Here is a 22106-nt window from a genome sequence, read left to right as displayed (position 1 = left end):
TGCAGATATTTAACCTTTCAAAACAATCGATTCTTCGCTTCATATAACAGAAGAGTGCCTATATCCTTTCATATAGACACTCTTCTCATGTATAATTTTCTAATTATTACTGGCCTGCAAATGTAGTAATTTCATCAACAGCTTGCTTATATCCACCTGCTTTTTGGAAAGACTCCTTCAAATTCAAAGCTGCTTCTTTAAATGAAGGATTATTTAATACGATTTCTACACTTTCACGTAGTTGTTCCTCAGTTAATTCCTTCATAGACAACTTAATCCCAGCTCCGAGATTCTCCACTTGCTTTGCGATTACTGGTTGATCTGCACTTTGCGGAATTACAATGAGTGGAATCCCGTTATATAATCCTTCATGTGTACTGTTCATCCCGCCATGTGTAATAAATAACTTTGCATATGCGAGTAGTTTCGTTTGTGGTACATAGTTTTTCACAATGAAGTTTTTAGGAATATTACCTAAATCACTTATTTTCGTTTTATTACCAATAGACATCACAATTGTATGATCACTATTCTCGAACGCCTTCATACAAAGTTTATAAAAATCAAGCGCTTCATTGAAAACAGTACCTAATGAAATGAAAATCGGGCTTTTTTCTTCAAGTGTAGTAATATCAAACTCTTTATTTTTTACTTGTGTAGAGATGGATGGACCTACAAATTTAAAAGTTTCATCAAACATATCTCCAAAAGGTTGGAATTCCTTTATTGTATACACAATAGTAAGTGGCGCTGGATTACAGAAAACTTCATACTGTGAGTTTATTTCAACACCATATTTTTCTGTAATTCCCTTCGTTAAGCTTTCAAAATCATTATGTATCTTATCCTGAACTTCCACTGGGATATTTTTAGACAAGTGGTCTAACATTTGTTCAAATGATTTTTCATCCTGTGCAAACGATGTACAGGAATTTATTGCTGGAAGCTTTAAAATTTGAGCAATTATATGTCCACAACCAAACATTGAATCATGAATGATGTAATCAAAATGTTCCCCTTCAATTTGTTCAAGAACATTTGGTATAATAACCTCTGCCGTATGTAAAAGACCATTTATTCTCTCTGATAAATAATTTCGACCACCAGAAAGAAAAGCTTTTAAAAACTTTTGCTCGTCAATTGTTCGTACAGTAGCACCCGTTCTCTCAATACGATCTCTAAAAGATTCAATTGAAAAATAAACTACCGCTTCCCCGCGTGAAACTAATTCTTCTACAACTTGCAACGTTGGATTTATATGTCCTTCTGATCCAGCATTAATGAATAAAACACGTGCCACTTTAAACACTCCTTAATTTAAATCTTGTCTATGTTGCCATTAGTATTATAGGTATTTTGTCTTATTCTTCTAAATGGACCTAGCAAGCCTAAACCCAAGGTCATCTATATGAAATGTAGGATGACTACGGCGACGACAAGTCGCACCGCAACCTCTAGCTGCTTCAGCCCAGCTACCGCCGCGGAAAATTCGGTATGATCCGTACACTTGTTCATCATATAAATCATAGCACCATTCCCAAACGTTTCCTAACATATCGTAAAGTCCCCATGCATTCGGTTCTTTTTTTCCGACCTCATGAATATATCCACTTGAATTTTCATTGTACCAAGCAATCTCTTTCAGTTCTCCATATATGTATCCCGTAGTTCCTGCCTTACACGCATATTGCCACTCTGCTTCAAAAGGTAATCGGTAGCCATTTGAATCTAAATTACAACTAACAATTAGACCATCTTCACTAATAGAATAATATTCTTTTAATCCCGCTTTTTTGGAAAGTAAATTACAAAATATAATGGCATCATTCCATGAAATATTTACAACTGGTTTATTACTATTTTCATTACCATTTAGTGCACGATTCATAATAGCATAATATAATTCCGCTGTTACAACATACTTTGCAAGAAGAAACGGTTTAACTTGAACTTGCCATTGTTTTTTTATTCGATCATCTCTTAATTCTACTTTTCCTGCTGGAATTTTCACCATATTAGAATCAACCGGGCCAATGAATCTATTCAATCCTATTCCCCCATGTTACTTCTTTTTATAGTCTAACTATCTATGGTATCGTACTTCTCTAAAAATAGTCTTACTTCATTTGAAGATTTTAAAATAATAACCTCTTTTTCCTTACTCAATTGATTTAGCCTTTTTAAAATTGAGGGTCGTTTCGTTTTAGGATATTGCCATATCCATTTGAAAAATTGCAAATCAAATCTTTCTTCACATCCAGCCCCCATATCCGGTCTTGTTTTATTCCGATATTGTACAACCCTTTTAAAAGCACGATAAACACATATTGTTCTATGAATATCAAGAAAGATAATTGTATCAGCTGCATTAATTCTTATGTCCATTGTTCCGCCATAATTCCCATCAATAATCCAATTTTCCCCTTTAACTAATTCATTTTGAACCGTTCTTTGCTCCTCTTTCGGTACACCTTCCCAATTCGGTTTCCAAAATAACGCATCAAGATGATGTACTTTAATATTTAATTTATTCCCTAACTGTTTTGCTAATGTAGATTTTCCTGAACCACCAGAACCTATTAATATTATTCTTTTCATAAATACCCCTTCTTACATCTTTTATTTCTTCCGTAACATAAACTCACAAAACATTCCAATCCCAACACCAATTGTATAAGCAACTAAATCACTCCACAAAAATCCGTAACCTAATACGAATCCACCTAAGGTTGTTGCACGAATGCTATCTATCCATTCGGCATGGTACAATTGGCTCAATTCAATCCCATAACAAAACAGCAAGCTTATAAAAGCCAATTTATACGTGTACATTTTAGGAAATAAAAATCCGAATCCAGTAAAAATCATACATGCCCATAAAGCATCTCCTAAGTAGTCATTTAATAGATGAGGTAACGTAAATGCAAATTTTCTGGAACATAGACCTAAAATAATTACAACTATAGTACACAATGCATATAATAATCTATTTCTTTTCATATTCATCTCAATATCCCCTAATATGTAATTTAAAACTGTAAATAGCTAGTAAAATATAATTATTTTACTAGCTATTTTTTAATGGCTTTCATAATAAGAAAATGTGGGTTTGTATTTAGATAATGATATGATTTTTCGTTTACTTCTCTCATTTTTTCAACTGGCCTCGGTTCCTCCATTTTATCTAACACAAAATAATTTGTTGTTTCATTAATTATATCTTGGAGTGATCTTCTAAAAAAGCTAACTTCTATTGTAATATTTGGTTTAGTCCACGTATCTACTAATAATTGTTTTTCGAAATAATTTTCACTAGTAAACTTCGTAAAATCCATAAAAGGATGATGAATGGAGTATATAAATTCGCCACCTGGCTTCAATACTCGATGAAACTCCTGAAATACTTTATTCCAATTTTCTAAGTAATGAAGCGTTAACGAACTTACAATAACATCAAAAGTATTATCTTCAAATGGTAATACTTCTTGCAAATCATGACAAAGAAACGTTGCTTTATTACTCGTACTTTCCTTTGCAGCTTTTACCATTTCAGAACTTACGTCAATTGCAGTAACATTTGCTCCCCTTTCTACAAATTGAGTAGTATACCACCCAGCTGCACATCCAGCATCTAATATACTCTTCCCTTCTAAATTCTTTGGAATCATCTCCATCATCGCTGGTCTTTCATAATAACTGTTATATTGATTTGCCAAGTCTAGATTTTCTTTATATGTACTCGCTAATTTATCATATGTACTTTTGATTGTGTCTTTCAAATCATCCACCCCTTATACATACTAATCTAATAACTCTTGCTGCTTTTTCTTTGAAAATGATTGTAGAACTAAATTATATGACCAATTAATCATCTTATTAATTTGCTCTTGCTCTACACCTTTATGTATATACACTGTATTCCAATGTTTTTTATTCATATGATACCCCGGAGTGATTGCTTCTAGATACTCTTCTCTTAATCTTAGTGCAAGTTCTGGATCACATTTTAATGTAATCGCAGCTTTTTCTCCTTCTTCATGGTTTATTATCGCAAATATTTTATTATTAAGCCTCATACATGTTGCATTCCAACCATCAGGAGAATCTTCAGTCGCTTTTCTTTTTGATAAACAATATGTTCTAGTTGCATCCATTCTAATTGACACCTCTTATTCTTTCACGATTTGATTACGGTGCATTACAATTTGTTTTGTCGCATGAAATTGCTGCTCACCATAAAACTTTATTAATTTCTCTCCGCAAAATAGACTAACAATATGAACATGAGATATTTCTTGAAGTAATATTGTTAGCATTTTCTCTCCAATGCCTTTATTTCTTACACTTTCATGTACAACAACATCTTCTATGTACGCTCGAAAAACACCATCAGAAACAACCCTGGCAAATCCGATTAATTCATTTTCTTCCCATACCCCAATCGCTATACTATTCTTTAACATTTTTTGAATATCGATTTCTTTTCTTTCTGGCCACCAACCGACAGAGTCATAAAGTTTTCTTATTTTTTCTACGTAGATTGGTTGTTCATGTTGCAATTTATACGTGTACATTTTCTTTCCCCTATCAAATTGCTCATTATATTTATTTTGTCTTACCTTACTTCAATATAAAACTATAGAATCCAACCTATTATAAAAAACCTTTATAAAATTAATTTATAATACCGATTTTACAATTGCAATATAAACATTCCCTCTCTCATCCTTTCCTATTTCTTCTATATTAAAAATAGCACATAATATATTAAGTTGACTAATGATAAAAGCCGCCCAATAGGACGGCTTTTATCTTCATTTAACTTCATACCACCAACCTTTTCGATCAAGCCAACCTTTCATACCGTTTAATTGCGCATCACTAGTTGGATCCGAAATAAAATACGTTAAGCCATCCGATTGTAAAATGAAGGTAGCAGTCATTTTAACTGATGTTAAAGCTTTCATAGCTTCAGGAGCCTCATATGGTGAGAAAGCACCTGATTGAATGATGTTTTGTTTAGAAACTTGTGCTTGTACATTCTCTTGTTTTGGTACTGATTCAGTAAACCAGGAAAGTGGTTTATTTCCTATTAATTGATTTAAATCACATTTGCCGATACCTGGTACATTACCTGTCTCAGTGTATTGCCAAATATCACAAGGATATGCTGGTTTATTACCGCCATACCTAGGAATCCATAAAAAATCACTTTTTACGTTCGCCATACCGAAAGGCTCATATACATGATGCCCAACATATAAGCCAACTTTCTTAGCACCTAATCGGCGTAACTCGTCGATAAAAGCTTGTGTACCAGCTCTCATATCATCCATTGTTTTCACTTCTACGTCAGCAGCCCAAACTGTAGCACTCTTATCACCGCGATTCCAAAAATCTTGCGCTTCCTTCTTCGCATCAGCAATTGAAATAAAGCGACAGAATCCATAGTTACCAAATGGAATATTTCTAGTTTTCATTGCTTGGACATAATTTTTATATAAAGGATCTACATAATTTGATCCATCTTGTACCCTAGCGATTACGAAATCTAGTTGTGGAGCGGCTACATCCCAGTTAATGTTACCGTTCCATTTTGAAATATCTACAATGTAACCCATTGCTAAACACCTCCTTTATTAGTATTATATTCAGAGCTCGTCTTATTGCTCTTCCTCTCCTAAAAATTCAATAGTATTTGCTAGTACATATAGTAAATACGACAAGTGTCTTCTACAAAGACAGTAACTTATTTCCATTAAAAAAGAAAATCATAGCTATACGAATCGTACTATTTGTCCCCATAATTACATCAGCTTGAGTAGTTGCTTTAAAATTAAAATAGCATCACCTTGTTTGGTGATGCTTTTAAAATCAATTTTTCTTCTAGAGCACGAATACTATTACTATAACCGCTTCTCTAAAAAGTGTTGACTATGTCCTTTAGGATGATCTTCAACAACACCATATTCTCGGTAGCCGTGCTTTTTATAAAAATCGGGTGCTTGAAAACTAAATGAATCTAATAATATTAATCTACACCCTTTTTCCTTCGCGATGTCTTCGATTTTATGTAACAGTTGACTGCCATAACCATCATGACGAACTGTTTCATCAACCCATAAAAAATCTATATGAAGATGATAAAAATACATCGTTCCTGTTACCCCACCAAATATTTTTCCATCCTCATCTTTTACTACGAAACTTACTTGCTCCATCGACTGTTTTGCTTCATCTTTTAAAATCGACATGTTATATTGAATTACTTTATTTTTTATGTATTCTCCTTCAGTTCGAGTACCACTTTCTATATGTTTCATATATTTCTTCCTTTCAACTTAGTAAGCTACCTTTAATTTTTACTTTTCCTTTTTATAATACTAATAAATACGAATCCACCATAAGTAACAAAGCATGAAAAACCAATTATCCCTGGTACAGATACATAGCCTATTCTTATATAACTTATAACAGCAAAACTAACGATAGACAATAAAATAGATGGCCAAAATATAAGTGCTGTTTTTCTTCGTCTCTGTTTCGATGTACTTGCTTTCTCTTCAGAAACACGTGTGCCAAAAAGCAATACAATACAAATGAGGATTGCTGCAAAGTAAATCGTATCCAATGACAGATTATGATCATAAATCGCGATTCCAACTTCAATAGCGATAATTGTTAAAATTAATATGATAATTGTTGAAGTTTTTAAGTTTTTTTTCAATCGCTCACCCCTAGCATGCCTTCACTATACTTTTTGTATATATTCATACCTTTTTTTATATAGTTTTATCATCTTCTCAAAATTCGATATAGAATATAAAAAAACCTTTTTTATTACATGTTATTTATCCATACAATAAAAAAGATAGCATGAAATTTTCCCATACTATCTTTCTAAAATACATAATTCGCATAACGCAAACATTTACTCTTCCGTAGGCTTTTTAGGACCATTAAGCTCCAATTGATAAAAAGCTAAATCTAACCACCTGTTAAACTTATAACCAGCCTTCTTAATTGTCCCCGCATGAACAAATCCATAGTTTTCATGTAAGACAATGCTTTTCTCATTTTCTGCATCAATTCCAGCAATTAAGGTCATATATTCCCTTTCTTTTGCAACTGTAATCAATGCTTTCATTAAAGAAGTTCCTATCCCATTTTTTCTATATTCCTTATGAACATACACAGAATGCTCAATTGAATATTTATAGGCAGGCCAAGCTCTAAACGGGCCAAATGTCGCAAATCCTACTATTTTATTATCTAATTCACATACTAAAATCGGATAGCCGTTAGCCTTTTTTTGTTCATACCAATCTATTCTATTTTCAAGGGTTACAGGTTTATACGTATAGACGGCTGTTGTATTCAATATAGCATCATTATAAATATCTAACATGTATGTTACATCTTGTTTCCTTGCTTCCCTTATCATTGCTTTCTTCCTTTCATAAAGTATATCTTCTTTCCTTTCACTACTACATACGAATACGAGCTTTTCGGAAACCATCAAATATATTTAATACCGCAGATAAAATATAAATGATAATACCTCCACCAATTAACCACTTTTTAAATTCCTCTGGAGAAGTAGTAAACACATTTGCCACATACGTAATAAATCCTTCGTTAAATAAATGCGGATTTACTACAATTACAATGAATACTATTGTTCCAGCTATTTGAAGTATAGCATTCCCAAGTGCCAACTTTTTCGTCCATTGTCCTTGTACTAACTTATAAAGAGATATACCTATTTCAAACACGATCATAATTAAAACGATTGGCCAATACTGAAGTAACACATCTTGATTAAAAGTTGGCGCGACAAACTTCAGTCCGCTTTCTGTACCATGATATACACCTACAAGATGATTCGCATAAAAGTAAAGTGTGGCCCATATTGCAGTCCACATCAAACCTCCAAACACTTCAAACTTTGAGATCGCCTTTTTCTTCGGGATATACGAAATATTTTTCAAATCATCTGGCGTCCATTTTTTTAAACTTGTTGTTAATGGTTGTGGGTCCTTTTCTTTATCCGTTCTTTCTATAACAGCAAATACAAGTGTCAACCAGAAAAATACATGGAGGCCTACTTCGATAATTTCCCCAATTCCTTTACCTATCAAATTTAAAATAACATTTAATACCGCTTGCTCACCATTATATCCTACAAAATTTTCTGCAACCATTGCAATGAGTGCGATTACAGCTGCAATTGGTATAATCATTTTTAATAACGTCGTATATACATCAAAATAACGTGGTCCAATTAAATGCATCGGTCTATCCAAATATCCATTAGCCAATGAAACGGGACTTCCTAATTTTTCAAGAACTCTTTTTTCGTCGTTTTCACTATAATCATCAGGTAACATATCCTCGATTGTTGACCGTAATTCAAGAATAATATCTTCACGATTTTTTTCAGGTAATCTCTTCGCTACTTCTTCTACATAAATATCAATCAAATTCATTTTTGTCCTCCTCCTTTAATAGGTTATAAAGCTCTTTCGAATCCTTTATCCATTCTTTCTTCAGCTGCAAAAATATATCTAATCCGTATTCACTTAAAACGTAATACTTACGAGGTCTACTCTCCGTTTTATCCCAACTACTCGTTACTAGCTCCTGCTTTTCTAATCGGCGAAGTAGTGGATATAAAGTACTTTGATCGATTATAATCCCTGATTGTTCCAATAATTGGACAAGTGAATACCCATACTGCGGTGTTCTTAACTGGCTTAAAACCGCTAATGTTAATGTACCTCTTCTTAGTTCAGTAATTAACGAATTTAATAAAGCATCCATTCACTCACCTCATTTCCATTACTATATGTCATACAGTATGTGTTTTATACTATGTATCGTACAGTATTAATGTGCTAAAAACAATACGTATTTACAAAAAATAGATAATAAAAAAACACAAACTATATAATTTGTGCTTTTCTTGTTAGTTTAAACGGCTATTACAATCATAATTTTGTACCTCTTGTAATATAAACTCTCCTTTTTCTTTAGTAAATGGGGTAACATCTACAATTGCCTCAATATTAATTACTCCATATACATGCGGATATTCTTGACCGTTAGAAGCGAGTTCATATTTTATTTCTGCTTTTATTAAGGATGGATCAATTGTCAGTAATAACACATCTTCTTCATGACTAAAATGTTTTTCAGCAACTTCTAAAGCCTGTTTTAAAAATGAGCAATGAATAAATCCCTCTTCTTTTAGTGAAGTTTCATTAATTTCTCCATTTATCTTTGTAATCATAGTTATTTTCTCTCCATGTCTTTATATAGAAAAACAAGAGGTTCTTTTTTTGTTACTAGAAAAGCCTCTTGTTTTTCATATTTATTTTATTCCTTTAATTAAAGGCGATGCTTTCCCGCTATGAAAAATCCATAAATCATGAAGCGACCTTGTACATCCGACATATAGTAACTTCGCATCGTGTTTTGTATTTTTGTAATGCACTTCATCAACGTCGATGAGAAGTACCGCATCAAATTCTAGCCCTTTTGCCAAGTATACAGGTACTACTGAAATACCACCTTCATATTTACTTTGATCTGCTTCAATGACGTTTACAGCTAATCCTGCATTTGTTAATTTCTTATATATATCGCGACATTCATCGTCTGTTCTTCCTATTACCGCAATTGTTTTCACATCTTCATTTTGTAGATGTTTTAACGTCTTCATAATCTCATTAAATTGATCCTCTACATGGATTATTTTAACCTCTTCACCACTACGAAAAACTGGTGTTGCGAGTCCAACTGGAATCTCTGCATTTTTAATTATTTCGTTCGCAAATTCAATAATTTCTTTTGTAGAACGATAACTTCTTGTCAGTTCATAATAACCTGTTTCTTGGAATACTTCCTTAAAAGCATCCCAATCTTCAATCCCTTGATAATCATAAATTGCTTGAGATAAATCACCTAATATAGTAAAAGAATTACCTAGTGTAATTTCTTTTAATACATACACTTGGAATGGTGAAAAATCTTGCGCTTCATCAATAACGACGTGATGGAATTTCTGTCCGATTTCAATACCTGTTATACGGTGATGTATGTAAATTAAAGCTGGTAAATCTTCTACATACACTTCTTTTTTACGACAACTCTTTTCAGTTTCTTTCACAAGTTCTTCAGGCAATACTTCGAGTATTTCTTTACTTTTCAATATTGAACTATATAGTGAAAGTGGGCTCATTTTCGGCCAAAACTTCATATAGGTGTTCAATCTCTTTGTCGCTTCTTTTTTTAATAATTTCTTCTCGTTTGTTTCTCCATACTTTTTCAGTTCAATTTCAATCCAGCGCTTCATTCGGCCGACTAATCTTTCTCTTCTTTTCTTTAATGGATAGTGTTTATATTCAACTTGCATCCATTTTTTTATGTCTTCTACTGGAATAATAGCTTTGTCCCATGCCTCAAAATCACTTGTTGGTATTAATTCTTTTTCAAATTGAACCATTCTCTCTTCAATAAAGGACTTAAATTCCAGCGTGCCTTTCAATTTACCGAGCATAACCTTTTCTTCATCACGATTAATAGAAAATGCTTCTTTCAATTTTTCTTCTGTCTGCTTCAGTTTCACCGAATCATCTAACATGCGTAATGCCCAATCCGGAAATGTTGTTTGACTAATATTCCCTACACCTAATTCAGGAAGTACACTCGAAATATAGTCCAAAAACAGACTATTCGGAGCGAATACAATCATTCTCTCAGCTTCTAGCTGCTCACGATATTCATAAATTAAAAAAGCAAGGCGATGTAAAGCGATTGTTGTTTTTCCGCTCCCTGCAACCCCTTGAATTAATAATGGTAAGTTTCTTTCCGCACGAATAATATCGTTTTGCTCTGATTGTATCGTCGAAACAATATCCTTTAGTTTATTATCTTTATTCTCACCTAATCGATATAGAAGAAAATCATCGGCATGCGATACATCTTCATTTCCTTTCACGTATGTATCAACAACACGTTCTAGTTCTCTTCTTCGGATCGAGATGTTCCGCTTTAAATACACATCACCTTCTACTAATCCGTCTGGTGATTGATAAAACGCTAATTCATCACCGCCGGTAAATGAATAAAACATACTTGCGACAGGTGCCCGCCAATCAATTACAATTGGTTTCATTGTGTCTTTATGTGAAACACCTACTTTACCGATGTAAATCGGCATAACTTCTTCCTTGCCATCCTCTTGAAAGTCTAGTCTCCCAAAGTATGGCTCATGCACACCAATACGTAAGTTTTGTCTATTAGACTCCCTCATACTTTCTAGAATTTGTTCTTTAAAATCATCTCCATAATAAACCGGAATGTTTTCGAGCTGTTCTAATTGATCATCCATCGTACTTAATGTATCTTTCATCCTTTGTAACTCTTCTTCAAAAATGTTGTTCATTTGATGATTCCCTCCTGTCCGTTCTAATTTTTCAGTCGAAATACAATTGTATTAAAAATCCATTTATAAAGTCAATAGTTTCAGTAAGAATTTTCCAAAATAAAGAAGAGTAGAGATTAATCTCTACTCTTCTTTATTTTAATTCGGTACGCCAAACATTCATTTAAAGTTGCTAATTCTTTATATTTTCGTTTTTCAAAATCATATGCTCCTCCTGGGAAGACTCCTACAATACTTAAACCAGCTTCAGCACATAGATTGCTAATCTCATCTACCGTATAACAACGTAAAGACTGTGTAACTATATCATTTGGATTATTAGGATGCCACCAATGATCTAACATTCTTTCATTTATACTATCATATTCATATTTTCGCATAGCTGCACTTAAGGTCATTTCTTGCCCACTTGCTTTTTCCCAATATAAAGGTTGATAAATATCAATAAGTGCACACCCATCATCTTTCAACCAACTATGGATGCGTTTTAATAAAAATAATTGTTCTGCATCCGTTCCTACACCAAATCCGTCCAAATAAGTAACGACATCAAACTTTTCTTCAAAATTAATTTTATAAAAGTCAGCACAGTGAATAACAATATCATTAGTAGAATGTTCTTTCGCAAACATAACTAATTCTCGTACTAGCTCAACTGTAGTCATCTTTACATTCAAATTAGACATCGCTCTTGCAAATCCACCATTTCCTGCTCCTAGTTCTAACATCGACTGAAATGGATATCCAACTTGTTCTTTAACTTCTTTCGCAACTTCCTGTAACCAATTTTCATTATTTACATCATAGCTTAGTAGTTCAAATTGTTTTTTATAAAATTCTTTTACATTTAATTCGTTCATTAATATTCTCCTCCTGTATATTATTTTTCTGCTACAGGTGGGAAACTAAATTTCTGATACCCATGAAAAATCCTCCTTTTGATTTCCCTTCATTTACATTTTATCAAAATAATCAGAATTTTGAAATTGTCAATTTAAAAAACAGATAATGGATGTTCCCACTATCTGCTTCTACGGCTGCCTTTATTGTCCTTGTTGATACTTCACCCAATCACCAGAAATGATAACTTTCTTTAGCATTTTTTTATCTTGAGCAACATACACAAATGCACGTATTTCTCTATCACCTAAATAAACCGTTTCGGTGATTCGGTCATATAAATCACTTTCTGCATTACCTGTATATTCTTCAAGTTCATCTAATTTTTGCAGAACAACCTCATTTACTTCATAAACTTCTCCGTATACTTTGTCCTCATTTGAACAAATCATTGCCGGATACCCTTCGTTTGTATCAAATAATTTACCATACGTCCATGCTCCGTCTGCGATGCATATTGCACCTTGCATAAAATGAGCATTCGTTTGCTCTTTTCTTAATGTGCCATACACGAAAACGTGATGCATATATCCCTATCCCCTTTATATCTATCTACTTTCTAAATTGTAAATATGCACGAATCATAAAGTAACTCACTTCATTTGGAAGTTGTTCCTTAATTGATTTCAGACCACCCTCTGCATTTTGCACGGCAGTTTCAATCAGTGATTCATATTCTGCAGGAACAAAACTGTTCCAGTCTATTCCCATTCCATCTTCAAAAGAGCGAATTAAATGATTTTCAATTGTTTGTCTTGATAAGCCACGTTCTTTCGCAATTTCATCTAGATCAATGCCTTGTTTATACATTTCATACGTTTCTAAATGAGAATTTGCTGAAGCTTTCCCTGACTTTTTCCGCTCTGTCACCACTTCTGTTTTAACTGTTTCAGCATAGTTTGGATTGTCCTTAATAAAGTGCTGAACTGCTTGTAAGAAATGAGAACCATACTTCGCAAGTTTATGTTCGCCGATCCCTTTCACAGTTAAAAGTTCAGAGTCACTTTGCGGCATTTTTGCACACATATCTTTCAACGTTTGATCAGAGAAAATAACGAATGGAGGTACACCTTCTCCTTGCGCAATTTCTTTACGTACTTCGCGAAGCACTTCAAATAAAGGATGATCTTGAACAATTTGTCTTGTCTCTACTCGTTCTTTACGTAAAACATTCTCTTTACCCAATAATACTTCTTTCCCTTTTTCTGTTACTTTTAATGTTGGATACGTACCATGTTCAACTGCAATTAACTCATCTGAAATTAGAAACTCAATAAATTCACTAACTTCTTTTACGCTACGATTTGATAGTAACCCGTATGTTGGTAAAGTATGAAAATTGAATTCAATAACTTTCTTATTTTTCGAACCAGTTAAAACTTGTGCAATCATTTGTTTTCCAAATCGTTGGTTCGTTCTAATCATGCAAGATAGAACCATTTGTGATTCTCTCGTCACATCGATACTTTCGCGGTCGTCCGTACAATTACCGCAGCGACCACAATCTTCTTTCGGTTCTTCTCCAAAGTATTGCAAAATAAATGATTGTAAACATTGTTCTGAATGACAGTAATCAGTCATATTTTGCAGTTTTTCAAGTTCATTTGAAAATCGAGATTCACCTGTCGATTGATCAATTAAAAAGCGCTGTACTTGCACATCTTGAGAAGAATATAACAATATACATGCACTATCTAATCCATCACGGCCAGCACGTCCTGCTTCTTGGTAATAACTTTCCATGTTTTTTGGCAGTTGATAATGGATAACGTAACGAATATTCGATTTATCAATCCCCATCCCGAATGCAGATGTCGCTACCATTACACTCACTTCATCACGTAAAAAGAGTTCTTGCTGCTCATTTCGATCGTTATCACTCATACCAGCATGGTATTTTGATACCGAAACTCCCGCTTTCATTAAATCTTCATACAACTGATCAACTACTTTTCTAGTAGCTGCATAAATAATCCCAGATTCCTTTTGATTTTGACGAATATAATCCGCTAAATATGCATTACGATCTTGTCCTTTAATAACAGAAAATGATAAGTTCTCGCGCTCAAACGTTGTCATAATCGTATTTTCTTGATTAATTCCAAGCGTGTTGCAAATATCTTCACGAACTTGTGGTGTTGCCGTCGCAGTTAATGCTAATACGAGCGGCTTTTCTGGAAGATAATCTACTATGCGATGTATATGTAAATAACTCGGACGGAAATCATGTCCCCACTGTGAAATACAGTGCGCCTCATCAATTGCAATCATCGGGATTTTCATATCGATAAGTTGGTCAACAAACTCCATTGAATCAAGACGCTCAGGCGCTACATAAAGTAACTTATAATGTCCTTGTTTCGCTAATTGAATGCGTTGATTCGCTTCTGTAATTGAAATAGAACTATTAATATAAGTAGCTGAAATACCGTTTTGTACTAATGTATCTACTTGGTCTTTCATAAGTGAAATCAAAGGTGAAATAACTAATGTCGTTCCTTCGAATACTAATGCGGGAATTTGATAACAAATTGACTTACCACCACCTGTAGGCATAATACAAACCGTATCTTTCCCATCTAATACATTTTTAATTGTTTCATCTTGTCCTCTTCGGAATGACGAATAACCGAAATAAGACGCTAAAAGTTCTTGTGCTTTTGTAAACAAAAAAGAGTCACCTGCTTTTCTATATCTTTCATCTATTCCTATTATATCATCACTTATGCGTCATGAAAGTGATGAATACATGACTAACAGCTTGCTTTTTCATTTTTTTATGCTTTTCTACGTTTTAAAGGTTGTTTAGCAACGGTGTTTTAATGGCTATTTATATTTATGAATTTTAAAACATAAATAAAGCACATATAAAATGAATTACAAAATAAATATACATTTTATTACTCTTCCTTGAATACTACTAATCTTATACATATGAATTCAGGAGGTTACTATATGAAGCAGCAGAATATTAGTTCCATCAAGCAGAAAACAGTACCGAACCAACTCCAATTCTCGAATCATGATGCGTGGAAATATGAATCGTATTATAAATACCAGCCATTATTTTCTTATAAAAAGCTTTTTCATTTTCTTTCTCAACTTTTTAAACGTTAATACGTGTGCGAAATATATCCATTCACAAAACTTTTCTCAATATAAACCTTATAGACTTAATACAATACAGTTGATATCATATGACATATTCTGTTGGATAAAACCCCTTAATTTGACCTGCTTATATAAGCAGGTCTTTTTTAATTATTATATATTTCATTACGCTTTTAGATGCTTGCAATTCTTTTCTCCATTTTATAACCATACTCCACTCACAACAAATGATAATAATAACAAGAAGTAAAATATAAGTTCTAAGCGTTTATTGAAGTAATTCTTTTTTTCTCAATACACAAAACGAATTTCACTTGTTACTATAAAAGTACTCTAGATGAGTTTTTGCTCATCAACATTATCTAGTTAAAGGGATCTGCTGCGGGAAGCGGATCCCTTTGACTTTATTAAAGATCCACTTTCATTTGGACACATTTACCAGGTTTTTTTAATAGAATTTTATGATAACATTAATTAGTCGAGTCCGACATCTCGGCAATACCCTTTTGAGGCTCTGCAACTTCCCTTGCAGAGCCTTGTTTATTATCGTATTCATTTTATTTATATATACCACAATAAAATTCTTCATCTTTTTCCATATCAATTTCAGAAATTAATCTAGGACACGTAACTAAAAATAAATTCCCATCATACTTTGAGTTATACATGTTCAAAGGAGTGTTACCGTTTATGTATTCTTATTGGCAATCGTATTACTCCCCCTATCATAACCCTTATGTACACTTTGATACATCTGTACGTAATTACCGAATTAGTAAAAATGAAAACTTTTTAAAAGGTTATATGCGTTCTTTATGGGAACAACACGTCGTTTGGACGAGATTAGCTATTATAAGTATTGTCTTTAATTTACCAGACGTTAACGTTACAGTTGGGCGTCTTCTTCAAAATGCAACACATATGGGACTATCTCTTGAACCATTCTATGGTGAGGATGCTGTAAAAAAATATAGTTCACTAATTAAAGACCACTTAGTCATTGCAGCGGATCTAGTTAAAGCCGCAAAAGCTGGTGATCAAAATACAGCTGCCGCTATAGAGAAAAAATGGTACGCTAATGGTGATGAAATTGTGGCGTTTCTTACTAGCATCAACCCATATATAGAAAAAGAAGAATTCAGAAAAATGTTTTATGAACATTTAGCACTTACGAAAGCAGAAGCGCTTGCCTTCCTAAATAAAGATTTTGAAGCAAGCGTAAAACTATATGATAAAATTGAAAAAGAAGCATTAGAAATGGCTGATATGATAACAAACGCAATCGTAAAGCAATTTCCTCAAGTGTTTCAATAATAATAAGCCGATTTGAAAACACAAATCGGCTTATTAAACTTTGTATCAATGAAATTTCACCTCTCCTCTTTACATTTAACGTATATCGATATATTTTATTAATATCCGTTTTTTATAGGAGGAAATCTTTTGATTAACGCCATTGGTCTCGTATTTATCCTCACAAATAAACACGAGAAAAAGAAGAAAGTTTATCTAAATGAAAAATTTGCATTAATAGACATTATTGATTCTAAGGAAGTAATTGATGATGACAGTAACTCACTAGTTGAACTAACATGTAAATACAGTATATATTTAGATGAAAAATATTACTGTAAATCTCTCGATGATTATACTGGGCAAGTATTTCCGTTCTTGAGCGCTAAAATAGGAAAAGGTCTTCTCAGAAATTTAAATTACTATTTCTCATACGTTGATGCCTATGATAAAAAACCACCTGTTAAAGAAATTAGACCACTTATGAAACAAGTAACGAACAGATAGCGAAAAATACTTAAAAAGAAAGCATCTAACTTCAGATGCTTTCTTTTTTGAATCTAGAATAGAACTCGTTAAGTTCTATCCTTCTTCTAAAAGTATGTATCTAGGCATACTTTTAATTAAAAACAATGGAGGATTTAACTGAATGAAATACTCAGAAACGATTGTTAGTAAACGGCTTCGAACACTTAAAATATTTAGTATGTTTATTATGCTAGTTTTAATCGGATGGCTTGGATATACAAAATTACTTTATGAGAATGGATTTCTTCAAGAAAAGAAAAATTCTGTTGAAGTAATGAATACTAGCATTACAGGTGAAATTGAACAAAGTTTCCATGTAAACTTACAAGGTTACCGTAAAATAGACGTTGATACTATTATAGATGCAAGTAAAACCGATCCGAGCGAACTATCATTAATCGAGCTAATTAATACATCTTGTTCGCGAGATTGCATAAGTGAACCATTGACATATGTGGACGAAAACAATGGATATATCTTTTATAAGGAATCTACCGGAACTAATGTAGCTATCAAGATTAAAAAACAAGACACGTGGGAAATTGTAAAAAAATCTGTTCAAGATGGAATATAACCATAAAAAATTAAAGAGTACTTAGCGTACTCTTTTTTATTATTAATACCCTTCATGTTTACAATGACATTTCGGTTTCTCTTTACAATTGCATTTTTCACAATCACACTTCGGTTTCTCCTTGCAGCAACACTCGTCACAATCGCATTTCGGTTTCTCTTTGCAACGACATTCGTGACAATCCCTGCATTTACATCCACATCTTCCGAACATTAAATCATCCCAAAATGAACGCCTGCAACTACAATGATTCCCCATAAATATTCCTCCTAAATAGAATTCATCATATTCTATGATTAAAAGTAGAAAGAGGTTTGTTTACTAGTCTATATTCTAGATTTATATGTATAGTTATAAATGTTATACTTTTCTATTAGTTGTACCTAATATATTTAAAGAGATTACTACAAAGAAAAAAGCCCAATATTTGGGCTTTAAATTAATATGTATTTTCTATCTCCTTGCTCACAATATATATAACTAAAAAGCTCATACAACAAGTTGGCTATAGTTCCCTTCCTTCCCCCACAGCCCCTTTCAACCTCTGTAACATATATCCAATTCCTTTACATCCTGCTAACGGATACGTAAGGTTTTCTTCTGGATATAATTGTGTCACTACTTTCTTATGCTTCTTGCCTGCAAGTAAAACAATTTCATCAAACTGAAGCAAGTCTTTTTCAATCATCTGTTGTTTTAATTGTTCCATGCTAATAATTTCATCACTCTTTGAATCGAAGGCAAGATCATAGTTTTCTAATACAATATCATTTGGTCTTAAAAATCCATGCTTCGCCGATAATATAACCCAATTCTTGAAAAACATAGTTGCATACGCCTGACATGCTTTTCCGAATGGACTAATATATACATCTTTTGCCTCCATCGGTCCGTAATCTGGATACTTATCCCAAATCTTCTTTTTTCCGCATGGAATTATGCATAACCTTTTCATCGTTATTTCTTACCTCACTTCTAACTTTTTAAATATAAAAATATAGAATTCCCTACTTCTTCATACTCAGCTTCTATATCTCCAATCCCTACTACGTTCCAACCATTATTTGTTTCTATTGGCTTTTCATTCATTATAATATGAACTTGTTTCATATTTTTAAAATCTTCTTCAAAAGATGCTAAAACAGGTTGATTTATCATATATGTTTTATTATGTATACTTACACTTAAAAAGGTTTTATGTAACGCTTTATTTTTGTTTAATTTTACATTCATTGGATTAAACGAATTTAATTTTATATTCCCTACAATATACAAATGATATCCTTTTTCCTTATAAAATTGTTTAAAATCCTTGTCTCTTTCGTTTTGAACAAAATGAAGGATTTGCTGTGTTTCTTTACTTATTGCAATTTCTTTATTAAAACTCAAATCCACATTTATATTTTGTTTTAAAAAAGCATATAACGATTTATCACTATTAAAGAAGTTCGTTCTCCATTCAGGATGGATTTCATCTAATAATAAACATAAAAGCATTCCTGAGCTATAGCAGCTCTTCCTAATGTTATAATTAGCTTCATATGCATCTAAAATAAATCCGCTATATTTTCGTATTGTTTCGCTTTCATCCTTTTCGCATACTGCATTGTAAGCGTTCATTTCAACATACCAAGCAGGCCCCTCTATACTTTCAACCATACACTCATAAGTGATAAACTCTTCTTTTATAAAACGAGCTCTTTGTTCTCTTAATTCGATAAATTGCTTAATATAATTATTTTTCTCAGCTTGTGACTTACAGTGCACAGCATTATATAAACAAAATCGTTCTTTATTTCGCAATTCTATATTTTCTTCTATTATAGGATATTGAAATCCTAAAGATTCATTTGGAAATCTACTTTCTTTATTCAAATATTGATAGCAATGAAAAAGTTCGTGCACCACAACTGCAAGTAAACTTTCATAATCTCTATGCCTATTCATATTCACGATGGCAGTCGGATAATCTTTTAATAGGATAAATGTATCAGCCTTAAATTGTTCGTCCCGCTTTAAAACGGCATACTCACCATCATCTTTCAAAAATAATGGATGATGAAATACATACACATGCTCATCATTATATAATGCAAATGCAGCCCTATTAAAACCAGGCCATAGCGTATTCAATAATTCTATACTTACATCTTTCTTTATTCGATTTAATATATTGTTCATTATATGTAACACCCCTATATCATTCTACATACACCTATTCTATTCCACTTAATAACAACCCTTTTATTTACATAAATGTTAGAAAAACATATATCTTTTCTCAAACTATAATGTATTATACAAATATACATGTAATAATTTTATGAAAAGGAGGTGAACAAATGAAAAATATAATCCCTGCACTAGTACTCTATATTATTGTTTGCATAATCGCTATGATTGCTCCAGCATCTGAAGGTTATAATCATATTGGCTGGAAGTTGCTTGTTGGGCAAGCGTATGCCATACCTATTTTCATCATTGCGGCTATTATTACATTTTATATAAACAAGAAAAAATCTACGAACAAACAGTTATAAGGATAGCAAATGCTATCCTTATTTTAATTCATTAATTAGATCAAAAATTACACTCGCAGTACTTTCTATCCTTTCTTCCGAAAAGTCAAACGTGATACCTGTTTTTTCATATATTTCTTGTATGGATAAATTCCAATCTGCACTCGCGCCTTCTTTAAAGAAAGCAATCGCTTTTTCTGGGTCTTCTCGATAAATTTGAAACAATTGCATTGCTCCTATTTGTGCAATTGCATATTCAATTTTATAAAAAGGAAACTGAATAAAATGAAATGATTCTAACCAACTTGAACTAATTTCATCTTCTAATCCAGCAATATCGACTGATGAATATTGATACCTTTCGCATAGTTCCATATATTTCTTATCACGTTCTCCTGGAGTATGGTTTGGATTTGAATACAGCCAGTGCTGAAATACATCTCCTGCAATTGACGACATTAACAGTGAGAAAGCACGATATAATTGTACGCGCTGTACTTCTTTATATTCATCCTCTTGCTTATAAAAGATATCCAGCTTATCCATTACTAGCAACTCAAGACTGAGAGAATAAAGCTCAGCCACTTCTTCGCGAAGATATTTTTCTTGCATACTACTATCATTGTTAAATTGTTTATAAAAATGAAAGGCATGCCCTACTTCATGTATGAGTGCATTAATTGCATAAAATGATGGACTAAAATTAGAATATACAAAAACCTCTTTACTATGAGGCAAGGTAAAACAAGCGGCTCCTGGCGCTTTATTTTCACGTTCTTCTACGTCAATGAATCCAGCTTTCCTTATATGAATAAATTTCTCATAAAAATATAAATCTGTCTTCCGAAATATTTCTTCCACCCCATTCAATAAATCAATGGCATTTTGAAACGGGGTTTTTGGTAAATTACTTGGAGTAAGATCCCAAGGGCGATATTTTTTTACACCGAGATTCTTTTTAGAAAGACTTCCTAACTGTTCCCATATTGGTACAACATACTTTTCTATAGATTCATGAAGCTTATAACACTCTTCAATACAATAATCTCTATTTTTTTGCTTAAAAGCATATTCACTATAATTATTAAATCCTGCATGTAAAGCGATCTCATTCCGCAATTGTATGAGTTCATTCATAATACAATCTATTTCTATTTTCACTATACTTCTTGCTTCACATAAAGCATACCAAGCTTTTTCACGAATAGTTCTATTGGGGTTATCTAGCTTTGCTTTTACGTATGCATACGTCTTTTGCTCGCCTTCCCAATTAATAGATATGTTAGACATTATTTCTCTATACTTCGCAATAAGCTCTTGCTCTTTAATGGTAAGAGCAATGTTCTTGTCATTAAACATTTTACTTTTTATCAATCTTGCTTTTTTCATAAAACTGTATTTCTGCTCATCTAATAAGTCGGAAAACGGAGACTCTATAAATTTCTGGTCAAATTTTGCATTGTATCTTTTTAAAAGTGGTTGAATTGTATTTTGATTATACATATGTAAATTACGTTTATTTCTATCATTTGTATCTCTATACGTGGCGATTAAACTACTTGTTATCTCCTCTTCTATTTCAGCGGTTACACTCTGTTCATCCAAAAGCCAATTCTCTAATTCTGAAACAGCAGTAATATTTCGCTCTAAAAGTGACTGTAATTTACTCTCCAAATCATTAAGCATACACAATCCTCCCGTTTTAAAATTTTAATTTTCTGTTTTTTAGAGA

Annotated in this window: 27 protein-coding genes; 5 read left to right on the top strand and 22 right to left on the bottom strand. The window is 32.7% G+C overall.

What is annotated here, in order from left to right; all coding sequences use genetic code 11:
- Positions 1-106: 106 nt before the first annotated feature.
- The 18 genes from AC3WTA_RS01020 to recQ all read right to left on the bottom strand — a co-directional run bounded on the left by AC3WTA_RS01020 (position 107) and on the right by recQ (position 15019).
- On the bottom strand, positions 107-1300 hold the full coding sequence (locus AC3WTA_RS01020) for a macrolide family glycosyltransferase (RefSeq protein ID WP_492332784.1): 1194 nt from the start codon (positions 1298-1300) through the stop codon (positions 107-109).
- Between the two features lie 69 nt (positions 1301-1369).
- Complete coding sequence (locus AC3WTA_RS01015) at positions 1370-2047, bottom strand: formylglycine-generating enzyme family protein (protein ID WP_001078763.1); 678 nt, start codon at positions 2045-2047, stop codon at positions 1370-1372.
- Between the two features lie 32 nt (positions 2048-2079).
- A complete protein-coding gene (locus AC3WTA_RS01010) occupies positions 2080-2598 on the bottom strand; it encodes a DNA topology modulation protein (RefSeq protein WP_000821261.1) in 519 nt (172 codons plus the stop codon).
- A gap of 21 nt (positions 2599-2619) precedes the next feature.
- Positions 2620-3006, bottom strand: a complete 387-nt coding sequence (locus AC3WTA_RS01005; RefSeq protein ID WP_492332783.1) for a ribosomal maturation YjgA family protein — start codon at positions 3004-3006, stop codon at positions 2620-2622.
- A gap of 65 nt (positions 3007-3071) precedes the next feature.
- Positions 3072-3779 (bottom strand): class I SAM-dependent methyltransferase, encoded by a 708-nt coding sequence (locus tag AC3WTA_RS01000; RefSeq protein ID WP_492332782.1) that lies wholly within the window; start codon positions 3777-3779, stop codon positions 3072-3074.
- A gap of 21 nt (positions 3780-3800) precedes the next feature.
- Positions 3801-4154, bottom strand: coding sequence for an MmcQ/YjbR family DNA-binding protein (locus AC3WTA_RS00995; RefSeq protein ID WP_492332781.1), 354 nt, complete (start codon positions 4152-4154; stop codon positions 3801-3803).
- A gap of 15 nt (positions 4155-4169) precedes the next feature.
- Complete coding sequence (locus tag AC3WTA_RS00990) at positions 4170-4574, bottom strand: GNAT family N-acetyltransferase (protein ID WP_000288959.1); 405 nt, start codon at positions 4572-4574, stop codon at positions 4170-4172.
- 240 nt (positions 4575-4814) lie between these two features.
- A complete protein-coding gene (locus AC3WTA_RS00985; protein WP_000540640.1) occupies positions 4815-5621 on the bottom strand; it encodes a GH25 family lysozyme in 807 nt (268 codons plus the stop codon).
- Between the two features lie 285 nt (positions 5622-5906).
- The gene (locus AC3WTA_RS00980; RefSeq protein WP_000680428.1) at positions 5907-6323 is read right to left on the bottom strand and encodes a GNAT family N-acetyltransferase; all 417 of its coding nucleotides are present in this window, start codon (positions 6321-6323) and stop codon (positions 5907-5909) included.
- 32 nt (positions 6324-6355) lie between these two features.
- On the bottom strand, positions 6356-6727 hold the full coding sequence (locus AC3WTA_RS00975) for a hypothetical protein (RefSeq protein WP_000739872.1): 372 nt from the start codon (positions 6725-6727) through the stop codon (positions 6356-6358).
- Positions 6728-6931: 204 nt separating this feature from the next.
- The gene (locus tag AC3WTA_RS00970) at positions 6932-7444 is read right to left on the bottom strand and encodes a GNAT family N-acetyltransferase (protein ID WP_000617497.1); all 513 of its coding nucleotides are present in this window, start codon (positions 7442-7444) and stop codon (positions 6932-6934) included.
- A 43-nt stretch (positions 7445-7487) separates the two neighbouring features.
- A complete protein-coding gene (locus AC3WTA_RS00965; protein WP_001048853.1) occupies positions 7488-8489 on the bottom strand; it encodes an HAAS signaling domain-containing protein in 1002 nt (333 codons plus the stop codon).
- Complete coding sequence (locus AC3WTA_RS00960; protein ID WP_000339351.1) at positions 8476-8823, bottom strand: PadR family transcriptional regulator; 348 nt, start codon at positions 8821-8823, stop codon at positions 8476-8478. The genes AC3WTA_RS00965 and AC3WTA_RS00960 overlap by 14 nt, the downstream gene beginning before the upstream one ends.
- Positions 8824-8968: 145 nt before the next feature.
- Positions 8969-9292, bottom strand: a complete 324-nt coding sequence (locus AC3WTA_RS00955) for a DUF952 domain-containing protein (RefSeq protein ID WP_098655825.1) — start codon at positions 9290-9292, stop codon at positions 8969-8971.
- 81 nt (positions 9293-9373) lie between these two features.
- Positions 9374-11449 (bottom strand): HelD family protein, encoded by a 2076-nt coding sequence (locus AC3WTA_RS00950; RefSeq protein WP_492332780.1) that lies wholly within the window; start codon positions 11447-11449, stop codon positions 9374-9376.
- A gap of 116 nt (positions 11450-11565) precedes the next feature.
- A complete protein-coding gene (locus AC3WTA_RS00945) occupies positions 11566-12309 on the bottom strand; it encodes a class I SAM-dependent methyltransferase (protein WP_001004309.1) in 744 nt (247 codons plus the stop codon).
- 183 nt (positions 12310-12492) lie between these two features.
- Positions 12493-12876, bottom strand: a complete 384-nt coding sequence (locus AC3WTA_RS00940; protein WP_000546568.1) for a gamma-glutamylcyclotransferase family protein — start codon at positions 12874-12876, stop codon at positions 12493-12495.
- 25 nt (positions 12877-12901) lie between these two features.
- Positions 12902-15019, bottom strand: coding sequence for a DNA helicase RecQ (recQ, locus tag AC3WTA_RS00935; protein WP_000494294.1), 2118 nt, complete (start codon positions 15017-15019; stop codon positions 12902-12904).
- Between the two features lie 285 nt (positions 15020-15304).
- Here recQ and AC3WTA_RS00930 point away from each other — a divergent pair, with 285 nt between their 5' ends.
- The 4 genes from AC3WTA_RS00930 to AC3WTA_RS00915 all read left to right on the top strand — a co-directional run bounded on the left by AC3WTA_RS00930 (position 15305) and on the right by AC3WTA_RS00915 (position 17855).
- Positions 15305-15466, top strand: a complete 162-nt coding sequence (locus AC3WTA_RS00930) for a hypothetical protein (RefSeq protein WP_000813317.1) — start codon at positions 15305-15307, stop codon at positions 15464-15466.
- Positions 15467-16150: 684 nt separating this feature from the next.
- Complete coding sequence (locus AC3WTA_RS00925; RefSeq protein ID WP_000287710.1) at positions 16151-16774, top strand: hypothetical protein; 624 nt, start codon at positions 16151-16153, stop codon at positions 16772-16774.
- Between the two features lie 129 nt (positions 16775-16903).
- Positions 16904-17260 carry a hypothetical protein gene (locus tag AC3WTA_RS00920; RefSeq protein ID WP_000606236.1) on the top strand — a complete coding sequence of 119 codons (357 nt, stop codon included), beginning with the start codon at positions 16904-16906 and terminating at the stop codon, positions 17258-17260.
- A 142-nt stretch (positions 17261-17402) separates the two neighbouring features.
- The gene (locus AC3WTA_RS00915) at positions 17403-17855 is read left to right on the top strand and encodes an SET domain-containing protein (RefSeq protein ID WP_000877592.1); all 453 of its coding nucleotides are present in this window, start codon (positions 17403-17405) and stop codon (positions 17853-17855) included.
- Here AC3WTA_RS00915 and AC3WTA_RS00910 read toward each other — a convergent pair.
- The 3 genes from AC3WTA_RS00910 to AC3WTA_RS00900 form a co-directional block, all read right to left on the bottom strand.
- Positions 17840-18055, bottom strand: a complete 216-nt coding sequence (locus AC3WTA_RS00910; protein WP_033657660.1) for a hypothetical protein — start codon at positions 18053-18055, stop codon at positions 17840-17842. The genes AC3WTA_RS00915 and AC3WTA_RS00910 overlap by 16 nt on opposite strands.
- A 305-nt stretch (positions 18056-18360) precedes the next feature.
- Positions 18361-18810 (bottom strand): DUF6884 domain-containing protein, encoded by a 450-nt coding sequence (locus tag AC3WTA_RS00905; RefSeq protein WP_000824886.1) that lies wholly within the window; start codon positions 18808-18810, stop codon positions 18361-18363.
- Positions 18811-18830: 20 nt separating this feature from the next.
- On the bottom strand, positions 18831-20036 hold the full coding sequence (locus AC3WTA_RS00900; protein WP_001059727.1) for a hypothetical protein: 1206 nt from the start codon (positions 20034-20036) through the stop codon (positions 18831-18833).
- Positions 20037-20197: 161 nt separating this feature from the next.
- Between AC3WTA_RS00900 and AC3WTA_RS00895 the strand changes: the two genes are divergently transcribed.
- Entirely contained in the window at positions 20198-20395 is a 198-nt protein-coding gene (locus AC3WTA_RS00895; protein ID WP_000789489.1) for a DUF4017 family protein, read from the top strand.
- Positions 20396-20413: 18 nt separating this feature from the next.
- Here the strand turns inward: AC3WTA_RS00895 and AC3WTA_RS00890 are convergent, their stop codons facing one another.
- Positions 20414-22060: a M3 family oligoendopeptidase gene (locus AC3WTA_RS00890; RefSeq protein ID WP_070168882.1), complete on the bottom strand. Its 1647-nt coding sequence runs from the start codon at positions 22058-22060 to the stop codon at positions 20414-20416.
- Between the last annotated feature and the right edge of the window lie 46 nt (positions 22061-22106).

Source organism: Bacillus sp. EB106-07-01-XG149 (genome assembly GCF_058791555.1).
Note: the sequence above shows the minus strand (reverse complement) of the source record. Positions and strands in the feature narration are given on the sequence as shown.

Bases quoted from the DNA above. Each gene is read 5' to 3' on its own strand.
- AC3WTA_RS00930 (WP_000813317.1), top strand. From the start codon at position 15,305: ATGAAGCAGCAGAATATTAGTTCCATCAAGCAGAAAACAGTACCGAAC.
- AC3WTA_RS00905 (WP_000824886.1), bottom strand. From the start codon at position 18,810: ATGAAAAGGTTATGCATAATTCCATGCGGAAAAAAGAAGATTTGGGAT.
- AC3WTA_RS00960 (WP_000339351.1), bottom strand. From the start codon at position 8,823: ATGGATGCTTTATTAAATTCGTTAATTACTGAACTAAGAAGAGGTACA.
- AC3WTA_RS00950 (WP_492332780.1), bottom strand. From the start codon at position 11,449: ATGAACAACATTTTTGAAGAAGAGTTACAAAGGATGAAAGATACATTA.
- AC3WTA_RS00980 (WP_000680428.1), bottom strand. From the start codon at position 6,323: ATGAAACATATAGAAAGTGGTACTCGAACTGAAGGAGAATACATAAAA.
- AC3WTA_RS01010 (WP_000821261.1), bottom strand. From the start codon at position 2,598: ATGAAAAGAATAATATTAATAGGTTCTGGTGGTTCAGGAAAATCTACA.
- AC3WTA_RS00915 (WP_000877592.1), top strand. From the start codon at position 17,403: ATGAAATACTCAGAAACGATTGTTAGTAAACGGCTTCGAACACTTAAA.
- AC3WTA_RS00990 (WP_000288959.1), bottom strand. From the start codon at position 4,574: ATGTACACGTATAAATTGCAACATGAACAACCAATCTACGTAGAAAAA.
- AC3WTA_RS01005 (WP_492332783.1), bottom strand. From the start codon at position 3,006: ATGAATATGAAAAGAAATAGATTATTATATGCATTGTGTACTATAGTT.
- AC3WTA_RS00970 (WP_000617497.1), bottom strand. From the start codon at position 7,444: ATGATAAGGGAAGCAAGGAAACAAGATGTAACATACATGTTAGATATT.
- AC3WTA_RS00895 (WP_000789489.1), top strand. From the start codon at position 20,198: ATGAAAAATATAATCCCTGCACTAGTACTCTATATTATTGTTTGCATA.
- AC3WTA_RS00995 (WP_492332781.1), bottom strand. From the start codon at position 4,154: ATGGATGCAACTAGAACATATTGTTTATCAAAAAGAAAAGCGACTGAA.
- AC3WTA_RS00965 (WP_001048853.1), bottom strand. From the start codon at position 8,489: ATGAATTTGATTGATATTTATGTAGAAGAAGTAGCGAAGAGATTACCT.
- AC3WTA_RS00925 (WP_000287710.1), top strand. From the start codon at position 16,151: ATGTATTCTTATTGGCAATCGTATTACTCCCCCTATCATAACCCTTAT.
- AC3WTA_RS00955 (WP_098655825.1), bottom strand. From the start codon at position 9,292: ATGATTACAAAGATAAATGGAGAAATTAATGAAACTTCACTAAAAGAA.
- AC3WTA_RS00945 (WP_001004309.1), bottom strand. From the start codon at position 12,309: ATGAACGAATTAAATGTAAAAGAATTTTATAAAAAACAATTTGAACTA.
- AC3WTA_RS00890 (WP_070168882.1), bottom strand. From the start codon at position 22,060: ATGCTTAATGATTTGGAGAGTAAATTACAGTCACTTTTAGAGCGAAAT.
- AC3WTA_RS00900 (WP_001059727.1), bottom strand. From the start codon at position 20,036: ATGAACAATATATTAAATCGAATAAAGAAAGATGTAAGTATAGAATTA.
- AC3WTA_RS00940 (WP_000546568.1), bottom strand. From the start codon at position 12,876: ATGCATCACGTTTTCGTGTATGGCACATTAAGAAAAGAGCAAACGAAT.
- AC3WTA_RS00985 (WP_000540640.1), bottom strand. From the start codon at position 5,621: ATGGGTTACATTGTAGATATTTCAAAATGGAACGGTAACATTAACTGG.